15 protein-coding genes are annotated in these 17,978 nt (G+C 28.0%); 1 reads left to right on the top strand and 14 read right to left on the bottom strand.

All coding sequences use genetic code 11. From position 1 onward, the window contains the following. From QX51_RS17225 to QX51_RS17290, 13 genes are all read right to left on the bottom strand, one after another. A partial coding sequence (locus QX51_RS17225; protein ID WP_039681139.1) for a hypothetical protein occupies window positions 1-242 on the bottom strand: 242 nt, incomplete at its 3' end. Beyond that, on the bottom strand, window positions 226-2,304 hold the full coding sequence (locus QX51_RS20770; RefSeq protein ID WP_039681140.1) for a glycoside hydrolase family 113 protein: 2,079 nt from the start codon (window positions 2,302-2,304) through the stop codon (window positions 226-228). The genes QX51_RS17225 and QX51_RS20770, both read right to left, overlap by 17 nt. 12 nt (window positions 2,305-2,316) lie before the next feature. Next, window positions 2,317-3,822, bottom strand: a complete 1,506-nt coding sequence (locus tag QX51_RS17235; protein WP_039681141.1) for a CotH kinase family protein — start codon at window positions 3,820-3,822, stop codon at window positions 2,317-2,319. 9 nt (window positions 3,823-3,831) lie between these two features. Next, window positions 3,832-4,500, bottom strand: a complete 669-nt coding sequence (locus QX51_RS17240) for a DUF4956 domain-containing protein (protein WP_039681142.1) — start codon at window positions 4,498-4,500, stop codon at window positions 3,832-3,834. 11 nt (window positions 4,501-4,511) lie between these two features. Next, the gene (locus QX51_RS17245) at window positions 4,512-5,204 is read right to left on the bottom strand and encodes a polyphosphate polymerase domain-containing protein (protein ID WP_039681143.1); all 693 of its coding nucleotides are present in this window, start codon (window positions 5,202-5,204) and stop codon (window positions 4,512-4,514) included. A gap of 327 nt (window positions 5,205-5,531) precedes the next feature. Beyond that, window positions 5,532-6,866 carry an SH3 domain-containing protein gene (locus tag QX51_RS17250; protein ID WP_039681144.1) on the bottom strand — a complete coding sequence of 445 codons (1,335 nt, stop codon included), beginning with the start codon at window positions 6,864-6,866 and terminating at the stop codon, window positions 5,532-5,534. Between the two features lie 283 nt (window positions 6,867-7,149). Continuing rightward, on the bottom strand, window positions 7,150-8,508 hold the full coding sequence (locus tag QX51_RS17255) for an MATE family efflux transporter (protein ID WP_039681145.1): 1,359 nt from the start codon (window positions 8,506-8,508) through the stop codon (window positions 7,150-7,152). Between the two features lie 20 nt (window positions 8,509-8,528). Continuing rightward, window positions 8,529-9,740, bottom strand: coding sequence for a GNAT family N-acetyltransferase (locus tag QX51_RS17260; protein ID WP_039681146.1), 1,212 nt, complete (start codon window positions 9,738-9,740; stop codon window positions 8,529-8,531). 243 nt (window positions 9,741-9,983) lie between these two features. Then, window positions 9,984-11,030: an SH3 domain-containing protein gene (locus QX51_RS20155; protein ID WP_079764811.1), complete on the bottom strand. Its 1,047-nt coding sequence runs from the start codon at window positions 11,028-11,030 to the stop codon at window positions 9,984-9,986. An 852-nt stretch (window positions 11,031-11,882) separates the two neighbouring features. Beyond that, the gene (gene aroF, locus QX51_RS17275; protein ID WP_052233139.1) at window positions 11,883-12,665 is read right to left on the bottom strand and encodes a 3-deoxy-7-phosphoheptulonate synthase; all 783 of its coding nucleotides are present in this window, start codon (window positions 12,663-12,665) and stop codon (window positions 11,883-11,885) included. Window positions 12,666-12,704: 39 nt separating this feature from the next. After that, complete coding sequence (locus tag QX51_RS17280) at window positions 12,705-13,442, bottom strand: aminotransferase class IV (protein ID WP_039681147.1); 738 nt, start codon at window positions 13,440-13,442, stop codon at window positions 12,705-12,707. Next, a complete protein-coding gene (pabB, locus tag QX51_RS17285; RefSeq protein WP_039681148.1) occupies window positions 13,432-14,781 on the bottom strand; it encodes an aminodeoxychorismate synthase component I in 1,350 nt (449 codons plus the stop codon). Before pabB ends, QX51_RS17280 begins: the two co-directional genes overlap by 11 nt. A 1-nt stretch (window position 14,782) precedes the next feature. Further along, on the bottom strand, window positions 14,783-15,367 hold the full coding sequence (locus QX51_RS17290) for an anthranilate synthase component II (protein ID WP_039681149.1): 585 nt from the start codon (window positions 15,365-15,367) through the stop codon (window positions 14,783-14,785). 862 nt (window positions 15,368-16,229) lie between these two features. On the opposite strand from QX51_RS17290, the gene QX51_RS17295 reads away from it, so the two are divergent. Then, window positions 16,230-16,550, top strand: a complete 321-nt coding sequence (locus QX51_RS17295) for a (2Fe-2S)-binding protein (protein WP_039681150.1) — start codon at window positions 16,230-16,232, stop codon at window positions 16,548-16,550. Window positions 16,551-16,686: 136 nt separating this feature from the next. Here the strand turns inward: QX51_RS17295 and QX51_RS17300 are convergent, their stop codons facing one another. Beyond that, the gene (locus QX51_RS17300) at window positions 16,687-17,862 is read right to left on the bottom strand and encodes a cation diffusion facilitator family transporter (protein WP_039681151.1); all 1,176 of its coding nucleotides are present in this window, start codon (window positions 17,860-17,862) and stop codon (window positions 16,687-16,689) included. Between the last annotated feature and the right edge of the window lie 116 nt (window positions 17,863-17,978).

Here is a 17,978-nt window from a genome sequence, read left to right on the forward strand (position 1 = left end):
AAATAGTTTCTACTGCCTATATTTGATTTTATATAATCAATATCCATTTTAGATAATTTATTGTTTAATTTAAGAACTTCAATTTGTCTTTTTATTTCAACTCCAAATGTTTCACTTAACTTTTTTATTTTTTTCTCATTTCTTTTATCTAAAATATCTTGACCTAACATGTATACTACACAACATAATATGATATATATAAAGAAACTAAGAATAGTATATATTCTAATTACTTCTTGCATTTAACTCACCCTTAATAATGTCATATGATTTTTTCAACCTTTGGTGGTACTCTGGTATAATCCATGACTTTAATCTAAATTTAGAACTTTCTAATTTTGTTTTTATAGATTCATTTTCTTTTATTGTAGCACCTACATTGATTTTATTAATAATCATAGGTCTTGCCCCATAATACTTATATATATCATCCATTATTTGTTTTGTAGATGGATCCATAAAGTTTAATAATGCCCATGGTACTCTAATTTCTACATAGTCATCTCCTATATAAAAATCAGAAGCTGAATTATAGTCTTTATTTGATGGATTTGAGTTTCCATGTAATAGCTTACCAGTTTCAAGTTTTATACTATCCACTACTTTATCTAAGTCTTCTACATACATTCTAGGTCTACTTTCAATATAAATTGGTGAGAATTCATCCATATCTGGCTTAACAGAAATCAAATCAGGTCTTATTTGATTTTCTTTTTTATTTTCATTAAAACTAAAGTAATTATAATACTCATGTATAAGTACTTTAGCATTTTTCCTATCTTTTATCTCAATAATAAAATCAACTGGATTTTCAAAATTTAAGTTTAATTGAGAGCTTTTTGTTGAACCAGAGTTTGGAGTTATATCTAAGTCTATATATATATCTTGTTTATCTAAATTTATAGTATTTTTTGACTTTAGCATAAAATATAAATACTTTTCATCACTTTTCATAGACAAGCTCATATTATCGTTTTTATTAATAACATCTTTGTCTTTCCATTCACTTATATTATTATCTGGATATGATTCACTTTTTTCTTTACCTGGATCAAAAGCAACTAGACCAAAGTTTTGGCTATAATCTTGTGCATCACTCCAAAGGGGAGCTCTATCAAGTATTTTTGATTCTTTAGTATTCCATGATGTTCTATACCAACTATCTTGTAACTCAAATATAAAGCTTCCAGCTAGTTTTGCATTGTTTATTGCATCATATGCATTAACTAAAGCTTTACCTTGTTCTTCTTCATTTATATATCCTTTATTAGTGTCTATATTAAAGTCACCACTATTTCTCGAAGATGGAACTCCATATTCACCAATTATTATAGGCATTTTATGCATCTTTTTTAATTTATTAAGGTATCCTTCTAAATTATTTTGATATTCCTTAATATTTGTATATGACGGATATAAACTATATGAAGCAAATATACCTGTTTTTAATTTACGCTTTGCCTTTATATTATTTGGGTTTAAATAGTCACTAATAGAATCTTCTTCATTTTGATTAGATTTATTTAGTTTTTCATAGTTTTTTGACGACCCTATAAATCCAATAAGTCTTTGATCTTTATATTGTTTATACTCATATTTAACTAAATAATCAGCAGTTTTTGCCATATAACTTTCAAATGACGATGCATCTTTATTTGTATAAAAATACGTTCCATTATAGCTTTTTTTGTTATTTATTAATTCAGTATATATTAAATCACGACTAGCAAATTCAACCCCTAGTGTATAACCAAGTAAATAATTTGAAATATCTGCTTTGTAATATTGATTTTCTATAGCTTTACTTGAAGTAAGTTCATTTCCATGAATCGAGTCAACAACTAGTTCTATGTTATTTTTAAACTTTTCTTCTAACTCTTCACTTTGAATATCTTCACCATTTTTCAAATCAATTTCATCAAAATATATACCTTGTATAATATATATTGGTTCTTCTCTATCTTTGTTGAACTTTTCTAACGCAATGTAAAAATCAGATTCCATTATATCTGGTAGCTTTATACAATTAGCTCCCATATTATCTATTATTGTTAGCCAATTTAAATATTCTTTCTCTGTTACTTTTTTTTCATTTGGAAAATTACCAGGCTTATTAGAATCTAAGTTAACTCCAACAATATCAAGCTTTTGCCATTTCTTATCTATAGCTATATTAATTTCCTCTTTATTTGTCTTAACAAAATAAGTATCATTTTGGGCTGTTATTTTATTTGCAATAATATCACCTAAAAATCCTAATGCCAAAATAAATACTAGGGTAGCAGCCACTAAAAACTTTTTCATTTTATCTTCCCCCTATTTAGCCCATTTTTTCAAACTATCAATATTTGAGTCCATCCACTTACCTCTATTTACTATGAAGTTTTTCATTAAACTTATTTCTTCTTCATATGAAGTGGCCATTTTATCCGTATTCTTTAATAAGTGTTTGTGTTCCTCTAAATATTTTATATATATATCTAAATCAGCAGAATAATTATCTGTTATATCTCCGCTCTCTTCAAATACCTTCGCTTGATTACTAATCTCAATTGGCCATCTATCAAAGTTACGCTTTGATGAAGTACCTAGTAATTTCACAGTTTCATCAATAAAGTTAGTTAAATACTCATCACTTAAATATGTTTTTCTAAGTTCCTTATATCTTTCAACTACTTTATTGGCAAAATTGATATCCATCATTAATCTATCAAACCAAGGTTTATGAATCATAGTAAACTCTGTATAATCATATACTTGTCCATCTTTATTTAAAGAATTTCCTAACGATTCATTAAAGTCCCATACAGGACCTGCTTTCATCTTTTCTTCATAGTCTTTATATACATAGGTACTTAACATACCTGCATCTGTATTTTTGAAAAATTCATTTATAATATAGTAGTCTACAAAAGTATCTACATCTATATATTTACTATATCCTTCAGTAGGATGATTAAATTTATCAGAATAAAGTACTCTTTCAACTTTACTAACTTCATCTACAATATAATTATATTTTTCTGGTGTTAAGTCTTTTTTAGGATAAGCTACGTTTAAACCATAAAAATATTCATGTGTTTCTTTTCCATAACTATTAATAGGAATGTCATCTTTCTTTTGTCTGTCTTTTGCTAATATAAAGCTAGTTTCACTTATATTGTCTATAGTTTTAGTAATATCAACCCTTTTATCATCTCTTTTAATTTTTTCAACTAAAGTATACACACCTCTATAATTATTTTCACTCAGTTCTTTATTACCATCCTCTACCATAATAACTTCACAAAACTTTACTCGTGGTGCATATTCCATAATTTTACTTGCTGTATTTAAAGCTATATAATTTCTCATAAGGGATTTATCTAAAAATGGACCATTTAATACCCATTCAGATTCTTTTGGCATACCAAGTAAACTAACATCTTTATCTTCACCTTTACCATTAATAAGTTCAAGGCTAAATTGCTTTTTAGGATATTTAGTAGAACTATTTCCTCTTATTTTAATATTTACTTTACTTGTAACTTTTGGCTTATCATCTAATGTATTTACGACATCTTTATTATCGTATACTTGTAAATTCCCTGATATTTCTTGATTTCTAGATACTTGCTGTCCTAATGTATCTATTAATAATACGGGTAAATTAAAACTAGTATCATTTAAATTATTTTCATATATTTGAAAAGCTTGTATCTTTTGATTTTTCTTATCTTCTTTTTTAACCTTATATTCTAAATCATTTAAATAAGTGGCTGTGACTACAGCTAATACAATAAATCCTATAGCCATTACTACTTTTAATATATCTTTTTTCATAGTTTTCACCTATCCTATTGTTTCTCCATTTTGAGCTACAATATTAACAGCATTTACACCTTCTATACTGTATAAGTCTGACACTATGTTTTTATCTTCATTATTTTTTATTTTTATTTGATATATAATTTCCATATTAGTCCCAACTGAGTTTTTAGCTCTTAATTGACTTCCCTTAAATGAGTTGAATACACATCTCATTATATCTTCTTCCTTATCTCTATTTCCTCTTATTATTAAAATATATCTATCTTCTTTTCCAAATCCACTGAAACTAAACATAGATAATACCCCTAGTAAGAATAATGATCCAATTGCTGCTACCATATAATTTCCTGTACCTACACTTAGACCTACACCTATACTCCAAAATATATAAGCTGTGTCTCTTGGATCTTTAATTGCTGTTCTAAAACGAACTATAGACAATGCACCGACCATCCCTAAAGATAGTGCTATATCACTACCTATAACAATCATAACCATAGTTGTTACAAGTGTTAACATAACTAATGAAACATTGAATTTTCTATTATACATAACTCCGCTAAATGTTATTTTATAAGTTAAAAATATAACCATAGATAACATTAAAGCTACTATCATTACTTCTAATGCTCCAAACACTGTTACTCCTCCACTTGGGTTAGCTAAATATTTATATAATGTCTCTTTCATTTGTTACTCCTTTATAATATGTAGTTTTCATAAAATCTTCTTCCGCTACAATACTTACTTAGTGAACGATTAGTTGTGTCTAAATCTGTTAATGCTTGTGAAATCCAGCAAAATAACTCACCATCAAATTTAACTTCAAGTAATGCGTTATAATATTCAAATATAGGCGTCATCATTATATCTTCACTAAACATATCAAATTCAAATTCATTTGATCTTATATCACTATCTAATGTAACTCGAATATTATTTTCGTTATGAATATATGCACGCCTATTATAATCCACAAGTACAACCGGTTGATATTGTCCAATAGTCATAATGTTGTATGCAGATTGGCAAGTTTGATTATCGTATTTTAGTAGTACACTATATTCTTTATTAATAAGTTTTATTGCATCTTCTTTACTTATTGTTGCTGTTTCTTTAATTTGGTTAATATTAATCTTTCTCTTTATCTCAAGTTTAACTTTTTCTGTTTTGGTGTCATAGATTCTAAGCCGAATTTTTTTACGCACTTCTTCTCCACCAGTTTTAGCATAGTAATCATCATTATTAATACTATCAAAATATAAGCTTCTAATAGTGTATCCATATTCCTTATTATTAGGGTCTGGACTAAGTACAGACTTAAACATTTCATTTACTTTATAATAGTCCATTTCTCCAATTGGATACTTTAATTCTCTTCTTGTTACTATCATTTCACACCTCCTCTAAGGTAACATTATACATTATCTTGTCATTTTTTGTCTTATGATTTTTAAAATATATATGTTTTAAATAAGAAAATTCAATATGCATAAATTTTATATATAAATCTTCAAGAAACAAAAAATAATAAAGATTATTATTTAGTTTACTGACATATATTTACATAATTGCTCAAAGGTACCATTTATTACTTTTTATATTCATTGCTATTGCTTTATTTCACAAGATATTAGCTAATTTAAATGAAATATAAAATCCTATAAAAAAATACCAATAATGAGTTTGATTAAACTCATTATTGGTATTGTAATTGTTATTTATTTTATAAACTCTTTTACACTATTAAAATCATGTAGTGTGAATTCTAATTTATCGTATTCATATGTATTATATATATCTATCCAGTCTTGTTTTAATCTATCAACTCCAACATAATAATATGTTGTACTTGTATCTACACCATAATCTGCATCTATCTTTTTAGTTTCAGCAGCTGTAGAAATTTTCTTATTATACTTCTTTGCAAGTTCTATTTCTTCCTTTATAAATTTCACAGGTGCTTTTATATTATAATTCATTACAATAGTTTTATCAGAGTTTTCTATTATTATCTCCGAGTTAACTTGTTCTAACCAAAACGGTATAACCATTATCATTTCGACACCTACAGTTTTTGCATGTTCATATGCTTTCTTTATTGTATTTGCATATTCTTCTTGTGACCAATTTCCATCCCCTAAAACCCAGGGTTCAACATCAAATACTATACCTTTTACTTTGCTTTCACTTCCTACAGTATCATTATAATTTTTAACTCTATCTATTTTTTTTATAAATTCTTCTGGTTTATTGTACCAAGAAGCATCTCCTGTTAAGTCATATACACTTACTTTTTTATTAACTTTTAAATCTGTAACAAATTCCTTAGTTTCTGACAAACTTAATCTAAGTATATTTGCTTGATATATTTCATTTAGTTGTAATTTATCTATCCAATAATAAGTATCTTCCCTCATAGATTTAGCACATTGAGTATTTTCCCATGAGAATATCCCTTTATTTGCAAAATACTCAATTGATGGCTCATTTGTTTCTTCATTTTTATTATATAAGAATTGAATTACTTTATTAGGATTTGATTCTGTTATTGTTATACTTTGAGTTTTATCTCCATCTAGAGTATATCCATCTATATCCTTTGCTGTATAACTATAAGTTTTTAATTCAAGGTTTTCTAAATAATCTGCAGATAATATTTCTTCTTTAGTTAATGAGTCTAAATATTTAACTGTTATAGTTCCTGTTTTTATAGATTCTTCAACTTTTATTTTTTCTAGATCTGATAATTTAACATATCCTATATTTTCTTTATAGTTTATTTTAGCCCACCCATTAGATATATTATAAACGTTTACAATATCTCCTCTTCTAAGTGTTCCTAATTTATAACTTTTAGTAGATGGTGATTTTCTAACTGTTGTTTTACTTACTATTACCTTATACTCATTAGCTAATCCTTCCAAATTGATAGTTTGATTTAAAATATATTTATTAGATTCAGCATTAACCTCATTTTCTAATCCAGTATTAAATCCTCCCCAAATAAGTGTTCCTATTAATATTGATGATATAATTTTTTTTGTACTTTTCATGAAAGTCTCCTTATCTTAATATACATTTTCATTCATAATACTACATATCTTTTCCATAATTCATATCTTTTCCATAATTCAATATTTTGTTTCTATTTATTACCTTTTTATATTATTTCTATATTTAAGTACATCTATTTTTTAATCCCATTGACTAATACTTTATTAATAAAATAACTCGCTGTACTAGTTAAATTTTTCAATAATAAAACTCAAACAAATAGAAATCCCATAACTCCATTAATCTGGGAATTATGGGACTTTAATTTTATCATCATTTTTCTTATTCTTCTAATATATTTTTAATCTTTTTAAAATAAATAATCAACAACAATATAGTAGACAACGGTACTGCCAAAAACACAGACAGCTGAGGTGATATATTAAAAATATCATATCTCAAGAAAATTATAGGAAGAATTATAACTAACGGTATGGATAAAACTATCTGTCTCATTAGCTCCAGCTTCGTTGCATCATCTTCTTTTCCAGAGACTTGCATAAATGTAATTACTGCGTACAACAGTCCTAAGAAAGGAAATCCTACCACCACAACTTTCATTATTGGGATAGCTAATTGTAGCAAATCAACATCATTGGTGAAAATTTTCAAAACTTCTGGTGCAAATATAAAGACCATCAGTGTGACAGTAATAGAATAAATCAAACTATACTGCAGAACTTTGTTTTTAACTTTTCTTTCCTTAGATTTATTCTGGCTACTGTGAAAATAAGCCACAATAGACTGAACACCTTGGGTCAAACCAATAAGTGGCAACAGAATTACCATATTCATGTTACTACATATGGACCAGGCACCTACATAGGAAACACTTCCATATAATATAAGTACCTTATTTATAATTAAAGCACTGACACTGTTTAATGATTGCATAAGAAATTGAACAAATCCTATTTTCACTATGGAAATTAAAATTTCTTTACTTTCCTCAAAATCCACATGACTGCTTTTAAACCATAGTTTCTTTTTAATTAGAAAAATTGTGGAAAATCCAAAGTAAAATACTTCGCTGACCAGTGTAGACAGTGCTATACCTTTCATTCCCATATTTAAAACAAAGGTAAAAATAACGTTAAATATTATATTTATGATTGTGGCGGAAATTCCCACCACAATTTCTATTTTGGGATATCCAAATGCCCTTATAATATTCAGTAACATATAACCCACAGAGCTAAACACATTGAATATTACAGCTATATTCAAATATTCCTTGGCCAAATCAAAGACTTCACCTTCTGCTCCAAGAAGATGTAGCAGACTATTTTCAAATGAAAATATAAGCAAAGATATAATAATACTACATATAGAACATGCATAAAATCCCACTTTAAAAGTGTGATTGATTTTTTCTTCATTATCTTCTCCCAGCCTTTTGGATATAACTATACTTGTAGATACTCCAAAAATAAGCTGAGCTGCAATTAGTAGTAGTAACACTGGACTTATTATTCCCATGGCTGTCAGTGCCTTCTCACTAATCCCCCTCAAGTGACCTGCAAAGGCCGTATCCACCATAGAGGTCAGTGATTCCAAGACTAGGGAGCATATAGTTGGAAATGAAAACAATACTATTAGTTGTGATATAGATTTTGTTTCAAATATGCTTTTTCTATTCATTTATCCTCCTCAGGTGATTTCTAAAAATAGTCTGAAAAATAAGGTGTTTGTTGTTCTATAGCATCTTCCAACATATCCACTGTGTCATTACTACAAGAAATTCTTCCTATCTTATATAAATAATCAGGACGTTTATATCCAAGTAACATAGTTGTCATAGTTTGAATATCAATTCTATCTTCTGTTTTTTCAGAAGTTCTACTTATTTTTCCTTTTCCATCTTTATCAATAGTAAGTTTAAAATAACCTTGATTCCATGTAAGAATAGGATCATCCATCTTAAAAGTCCACTCCCTAACCACATTATCAGGTTTAAAAGGGTATTGTTCAATAAAATCTTCTAAATCAACGATTCTAGCCATAAAATAAGGCGAAATACTTTCCTTTATATCTGCATCTTCAAATAAAAATGCCAAAGGTTCATCTGTATATGTGTCCCCCACAACTTTGTTTATCATGGAAAAATGGGCACTTATAAAATTCCATAAGCCCGTTCTTGCCTCTTCATTAATAAATATCATATCTTTAATATGGAAGACTTCTTCCTTAATCCAGTAAAGAACATATCCATCTGGCTCATTTTTGTCATTGTAATATATGGCAGCCATCAAATCATCACTATCCCAAAGCCAGTATTCATTCCAAGCCAAATCGTCTCTTATAAGTGCCCCATGAGTTTGATAAGCAAAACGCTCATAAGCTCTTTTCACTTCCTCACCTTCCACATCAACACGTTCAACTTCTCCTGAAACTTGCTTATTTTTTGGCAATTGATAATCTTTGATTTCATATGTAATCTTATCTGATACTATCTCCCACCCTTTTCTACGATAATAAGGTATAGAATAAGGATACAAATAAGATATACTTTGTTTGTTCTCCTTCATATTTTTCAATGATTGATAAAGTAACTTATGCATTAAGCCTTGGTTTGCATATTCTGGATAAGTCCCCACTCCAGTAAGTCCACCCATATCATAAGTTTTATTAAAAATGCGTACCTTCATAGGATAAACTGCAACTTGAGATATTAATTTATCCCCATCAAACCATCCCTTAACATAAGCTTGTTCCAATGTAGGTGATTTTGCCCTAATCATTTCTTTTTCTTCCCAGCCACTTTCTTGTAAGTCCTTGTCTGTAACTTGAAAAACATATCTTAATAACTGATTATATTGTTCTAAATGCTCGATCCCCACATTTTTCATTTTCAATTCTCTTCTTCTACTCATGTAAATTTTCCTTTCTTTATATTTATGTTTATAATATTTTATATCATAATTGTAATAAATTCATCTATAATGCTTATATTAATATTATTTTATGTTTAACTATACAAATAATTCAATATTACACAATTACACCGAGAATTAATATTTTGCACATAAATACAACTCAGGCTAAATTGATTTGCTTAATAATAAGTATCTTATAAAATAAGGGATATATGCGCCCATATATCCCTCTAATTTATATTAATCTAATATTTGTATAGATATGTTTCTAACTCCCCAACTATTGCACTGTGAATCTGAGTTCATAAATATATCTATTTTATTTCCCTTTATTCCTCCACCACAGTCTTCTGCAATAAATGTTTTTCCAAATCTAGGTATATAAACCCTAGTTCCGTAAGGTATAACATTTGGATCTACAGCGATTGTTCCCCATTTAGGTTTTGTTCCTGTTGCAGTTATACCGTCTCCACTATAAGCTGTAGCTGATACTACCATACTTTTATTTGATGAAGATGAAACTTCTGAATCTGATAATTTATTTTGTGATGATTCTTTTGAATAAGAACTTTTTGAAGTTCTATTTCCTGTTATTAAAGCCACATCAGTATCTATATGGGAGCTATGTACCCATCCTATTTTTCCATCTGAATTTTGAAGTTTATACCATCCGTCTAGTGATGATATTACTTTTACCTTTTCTCCTTCAGATAAAACTTTTATAACCTCATAATTAGTTGATGCTCCTTTTCTCATATTAGCGTTGTCTTTTAAAGTTCCATTAGCATCACTATCTGACCATGCAAATTTATCATCTGATACTTTTATATATTTTCTATATGACCAACCTACTTCACCATCTGAAGTTTTAACTTTATACCAGTCACCTTTCTTTGATAAAACTTTTACTTTGGCTCCTTTTTCATGAACACTAATTATTTTATCTTCAATTGATGGTCCTTTTCTGAAATTCAAATATTCTGTTACTGTTCCTTTAATAGCACTTGCTTCTTCTTTTTCTTTTTGAGAAGCATCTATATACTCACCATATGACCAACCTGTTTCATTGTCTGAAGTTTTAACTTTGTACCAGCCATTTGACTCTGATACTATTTTTATATTTTCTCCTTTATCAAGCACCTCTTTAACATTATGTTCAGTCGATGCACCTTCTCTAAGGTTTAAATCTTCCTTTACTGTTGCCGCTTGAGATTCGACAGAAACACAAGCCCCTAGTGCCATTGTCATTGACGCAAACGCTGTTGTTTTTAAAATATTTTTTAACATATATTCTCCTCCAATATTGTTTTATAGAATAATCTTTCTAAATAAAATATTGTGCCTTTAATCTGTTAACTTTTAAATGTATACTTATATATTATTACAATTTTGTAACTTTTGGAAGTGTTTTTTGATAAAAAATATATATTATTAAAATGATATATATTTAAATTTTATTTCAATACGGATACAACGCAGTATTTCCAACACTTTGGCATTCATATACTTTTATTTACCCATCTTAACTTTTGTAACTTTTGTAACTTTTGTAACTTTTACAAAATATTTTTTTGAAATATCAGTAACCATACTAATATATTGTATATGTAAAAAAATTATGTTTCTTTTCAAACAAAAAATAAAATTTAATTAATATTTTACAAACCAACTAACTTTTTCTTGATGAATATAATTAATACTATAAACTTCTGCTAGTGTTAAATAACTTAACGATAAATGTTTTTTGATGAAATTAGTTTTTTTACTGATAGTTATGTAAATTGTCTAGTACATCTTTTACACAAGAAAATAAAAGAGATACTGAAAATAATATTATAACTCGTGAAATAAGGAGAGAATTATGTTAAAATCAATCCTCAAATTACTCCTAAGAATATATTAAATAAGGGAAAAAATTTTATAATTTTGAAGAATTAAAATTAGCAATATATAAATATATGTAGTTTTACAATAAAAAGATTAAAAGGTCTGACTCCCATGGAATATGGAGAGCAGACCTTAGTTGCTTAGTTTTTATTTTTAGACTGTCTATTTGACATAATTCAGTTCATTTATCACTTACGGCTTTTATTTATGAATTTAATTATATAATTTAGGTATACAATTATTAAAAAGTAATTATTTTCTTAAACTATCCATCAAATCCTCAAACTCTTCAAAGTGAAGAGACTGCATTCCATCACTTAAGGCTTTACTTGGATTTGGATGTACTTCTATCATTAATCCATCTGCACCACAAGCCATGGCTGCAAGCGACATAGGTTTAACAAGTTCCCTAACTCCAGTCCCATGACTTGGGTCAACTATCACAGGAAAATTAGTTTTGCTTTGTACAATAGGAACTGCTGCTAAATCAAGTGTATTTCTAGTATAATCATTATAAGTTCTTATACCTCTTTCACACATTATGATTTTATTATTTCCTTCCTTTGCAATATAATCTGATGCTCCAATCCACTCACTTATGGTTGCTGCTATTCCCCTTTTTAACATAACAGGTTTGTCTTGCTTTCCCAATTCAGTAAGTAATGTGAAGTTTTGCATATTTCTAGAACCTACCTGAATTATATCGCTTACTTCGTATAATTTTTCCAAATCTCTGACATCCATTAATTCTGTTATAACTGCCAAAGAAGTTTCTTCTTTTACTGCTTTTAAAATTCTCAGACCTTCTTCTTTTAAACCTGTAAATGAGTTTGGTGAAGTTCTTGGTTTAAAAGCTCCACCTCTAAGTACATTAGCTCCTTGTGATTTTACAAACTTTGCCGTATTTAGAAGTTGCTCATAACTTTCTATGGCACAAGGACCTGCCATTATGACCTTGTCCTTTTTTAACCTTATCTTCTTATCACATGAGTCTATGGTAATTTTTACATCCTTATAAAAGAGTGTACTATTCATAAGCTCGAAACTCCTTAATTTTTTAAAATATTAATCTTTTTATAGGTAGCAGATTATTTTGTTAAAAGTTTCATTTTCAAAGTTATAAATCACCTTATCAATTTCTGTCACTTTAACTGCCTTCATCAAACTGTTTGACACAAAAGCAAAATCATACTCACCGACTTCTTCTAATTTTATTTCACATTCCACTACTTCTATTTGTAAACCTCTGCAAACATTTAAGATTTTTGACTTCATAATACCATTTAACAGTGGTAAATCTTTATGTGGTGTGTAAACTTTATTTTCTTTTATAAAAAATATATTACTCATGGAACATTCTAAAATTATATTTTCACAAGTAACAAAGATAGCATCATCAAAATTATTTTTCATAGCATACTTTTTAGTATAAATATTTTCATAATAGTTTGTAGTTTTATGCTTATAGACTATACTATTGCCTCTTTTAAAAGGTGCTACTGTTAATTTAAATCCATTATTATAAGTGTCTTCGTTATAGCTTATCTCCCTAGTTGAAATATTATAACCTTCATCAAATACTGTTAGTCTAAGAGCCTTGTTTTCAACTTTATTTTCTTCGATATAATTTAAAACAGCTTTTGTTAAAAACTCCTTATTATTACTAATATCTAAATCTAACTCTTCTATGGATTTAAACATTCTATCCATATGCAAATTCAAATCAAGTGGTCTTTCTTCAACTTTTATGGTTTCAAACAACCCCATACCAAATTTAATTAATCCACTATTAAAACTTACACTACTCTTCATAATAACCTCTTAAAGTTTTCATAATAGACTGCGCTTTGTCCAAAGTTTCTTGGTATTCTTCACCAGGGTCAGAACCCCAAGTCATACCTCCACCCACTTGGAAGTAAACTTCATCTTCTTTTTTTATAATAGTTCTTATGGCTATATTTAAATCCATATCTCCATTAAAGCCAATATATCCTATAGAACCTGTGTAAACATTTCTCTGAGTTGGTTCCAGTTCATCTATAATTTCCATAGCCCTAATCTTTGGAGCTCCTGTTATGGATCCTCCTGGAAAAGTTGCTTTGATAACATCTACTGCATCTTTGTTATCATCAAGTTCTCCAACAACTGTTGCAACTAGATGGTTAACATTTGCATAAGGCTCTATTACAAATAACTCTGGTACTTTTACACTTCCTATTTTAGAAATCCGTCCTATGTCATTTCTTTGTAAATCCACTATCATTAGTAATTCTGCCTTATCTTTTTCACTATTTCTAAGTTCTTCTTGAAGTTTCAAATCTTCTTCTTTATTTTTACCTCTAGGTCTTGTACCTTTTATAGGTCTTGTTTCCAACTTTCCATCTATACATTTTATAAATCTCTCTGGAGAGTTAGATAAAATATTAAACTCATCAAAGTTTAAATAAGCTCCAAAAGGTGCAGGACTTATTCTTCTCAAATCTCTGTATAATTCATAACTAGATAAAGTAGTTTTTCCATTAAATCTTTGTGTTAAATTTGCTTGATATATATCTCCACTTTTTATGTACTGTCTAACTTTTTCGACACCATCTTCAAATTCTTTTTTAGTAAAATTAGATGTAAGCCTAGTTGGAGGAACTTCTTTTTTTTCATAACAAATTGGATTAACTCCATTTATTTCGGCTTCACTGATTTTACACTCAACAACAAAAGCAATATCTGCTTCTTTTTTCAAATCTAAATCTGGTGTTGCAATATATGTTTTTTCTTCTAAATGGTCCACCACTATTACATAGTCATAAAAACCAAAATATAAATCATAAACATCTAAGTCTTTCTTTGCAGTTTGTGGTAATTTTTCAATATAATTACCTAAATCGTAAGACAAGTAACCTACTGCTCCTCCTATAAAAGGAATATGAGTATTATTTTCCACCTTATATTTATTCAACTCTTCTTGTAAATAATTTAGTGGATTTTCTTCACTATTTTTATATTTTAAAGTTTTAAAAGGATTACTACTTATAAAAGAGTATCTTCCTAATTTATTTTTATCCATGGCACTATCTAAAATAAAACTATCTTTTTCATCTTTAAATAATGTGAATATTTCAAAAGCACTTAATTTAGTCTTAATCTCTTTTATCATCTTAAACTTCCGCCCTTTCTCTAGCTTCATTTATAAAATTTTTAAGTATTTCATGCCCTTGCTGTGATAAGATTGCCTCTGGATGGAATTGTACTCCCTCAATAAGGTACTTTTTATGTCTAATTCCCATTATTTCACCTTCCTTAGTTAAAGCAGTAATTTCCAACTCCTCTGGTAAGCTTTTCTCATCCACAACTAAAGAGTGATATCTTGTTACATTCAAAGGATTACTTAAGTTTCTAAAAACACCCTTACTACTATGCTTTATAGGGTGTACCTTTCCATGTACTGGTTCCAATGCTTTTACCACTTGTCCTCCAAAAACATGTCCTATAGTCTGATGACCTAAACATATACCTAGAATTGGCTTTTTACCTTTAAAATGATTTACCACATCTATACATATACCTGCCTCTGTTGGTGAGCATGGCCCTGGTGATAAAACTATAATTTCTGGATTTAAACTTTCTATTTCTTCTAATGTTATCTCGTTATTTCTTTTTACTAATATTTCTTCTCCCAATTCCCCCATATATTGAACTAAGTTGTATACAAATGAATCGTAGTTATCAATCATAAGAATCATGAAAATACCCCCCTTGTAAAATATATTTTTAACAATTACAATATAATTATAGTATAATTTTTCCATTTAAACTTTTATTTTTTTTATTTTTTATAAATTAATGCTTTATATCTTTTATCATGATATTTATTCATAAAATATCTTTTATACATACCTGGAATTTTAATGTTAAATTACTTAATCTTTTAAAATTAAACATTACAAAAGCACTTACATAAATAAGTGCTCTTTATCAATAAGCTATGCAATCACTTTTTAAAAACATAATCAATCTTCAACATCAAATCAATCAAATCCTAACCATACTTCTTACATTTAACAAAACCAAAGCCCTTAACCCCTCTAAGTTCCTCCAAGCATTTCGGACATTTTACAATGAGTTTACTTTCTATTAGTGTCACGCTCTTTCAAAAGGTGACTTCGGTTGTACTGAACTTATTAATTTTTTGTATAATGATGTTTAGGATTTTCAGCTATTTCATTATATTTTCCGTGTTCAACTATAGTGAATTTTTCATAAATCCGCTTAACTTGTTTACGATAATCAATTTGTATTTATTAGAAAACAAACTTATCATTATTTTAGATAGTATTTAAAAGAGGAAATTAGAAAATGAATATAAACTTGACCGCTGTGTGTGATAAAGAAATTGTAGCAAAAGTGGATCGATTTAAGCATCGTAATTGTTACCAGGTACTTATTATGCATGATGCAAAAAGCATAATAAACGAAATAGTTAAAAATATTAAATAAAAATTGTTTAAATAATCGTATTCATTGGTATATAATAGAAGATGTCCTTTTCAATTTATATAATTATATATTAGATTAGGTCATTAATAATATTACGGAGGAATAATTATGGCAGGAAATAAAATAATATGTCATTGCAAAAATGTTTCTTATATAGATATAAGAAAAGCAATGATAGACGGTGCAAGAACTTTAGAAGAAATCAAAGAAAAAACAGGGGCAGCTACTGGATGTGGTAGATGTGCTGGTGCTATAGAAGAAATATTAGCTTCTGTATGTGGATGTAACAATGTATCATTAGAAGACGTTGTAAATGCAGTAAACAACGGATGTGATACAGTTGAAAAAGTTGCCGAAGCTACTAAAGCAGGTTCTGCTTGTGGAAGATGTAAAGCTTTAGTTCAAAACGTTATAGATTTAAAAAGATAGTTTATAAAAAAGAGGGAAAACTAAATTTTAGTTTTCCCTCTTTTTTATTTATTAATTGAATTTAATTTTATTAATTTGTCTTATTAATTTAATTTGCAAAATCAAAAATATATTTTATACAATAGTTAAATGTTTATTAAAAATACTTATCTATAGTAATTACGCAATTATATAAAGGATTTAATTTTTTAATTTCCTCAATCATTTTAGATTTAAGTTCCTCTTCTTTTTCCTTTGTATTAATATCGTACGCATCCACGACTATATCAAATATAAGATTTATCTTATTTTCTCCTTCAGTAATTCTAAAATCATGCATAGATTTTATAGACTCATATCTTAAAAGTATGTTTTGCACATCACCTTTAAGAGCATTTATTTTATCATCATGGATACACATAGGATCCATGTGTATTACCAAATATATATTTAACTTTTGTGATATTTCTCTCTCTGCAGTATCTATAATTTCATGTATTGTTATTAAGTCGATGTTTGATGGTATTTCAGCATGAATAGATGCCATACATTTTCCCACACCATAATTATGAATTATTAAATCATGAACACCAATTATATGATCATAAGAAAGTACTCCTTGTTTAATAGCTTTTACCAATTCTTCGTCTGGTGCTTCTCCAAGAAGTGGGCTTATTGTATCTTTTACTAAAGAATAACCTGCGTAAAGTATAGCTGCTGAAACAACTAAACCTACATAACCATCTATTGGCAATGTTGTAAATTTGGCAGCAACAAATGAAATTAGAACACAGCTAGAAGTAAATACATCTCCTAGAGCATCAACAGACGCTGCCTTTAAAGCAGAAGAATTTATTTTTTCTCCCACATATTTATTAAATCTACTAAGCCATAATTTTACTATTAAAGATAAAAGCAATAAAATAAATGGTATCATTTCAAAAGTTATTGGTACAGGATTCATAATTCTATCTATAGATGATTTTATAAACTGAACACCAACAAGCATAACCATAAATGCAACAATTAAAGCTGATAAATACTCCATCCTTCCATGGCCAAAAGGATGCTCCTTATCTGCTGGTCTGTTTGCAAGCTTAATACCTATCATAGTTATAACGGAAGATGCCATATCAGACAAGTTGTTAAAACCATCAGCTAAAACAGAAACACTACCACTAATAAGTCCCACAGTAATTTTTACTGCCGATAAAATTAAGTTACATATAATTCCCACTATACTTCCCAAATATACATAAGAGTTTCTAGTTTTTTCATCTTCTATGTTTTGATGATTTTTTATAAATTTTTCTGTTAAATACTTAGAAATCATTTTTTTCTCCTTTTATAACTCTTCTTAATTATATTATTATGCTTCTAATATAATAATATATAGGAATATTACTTGTCAAAGACTGGAAGTAAATATTTCTATATATCATTATACAC

Source organism: Terrisporobacter othiniensis, from assembly GCF_000808015.1.
In the GTDB taxonomy this organism is placed as follows: domain Bacteria; phylum Bacillota; class Clostridia; order Peptostreptococcales; family Peptostreptococcaceae; genus Terrisporobacter; species Terrisporobacter muris.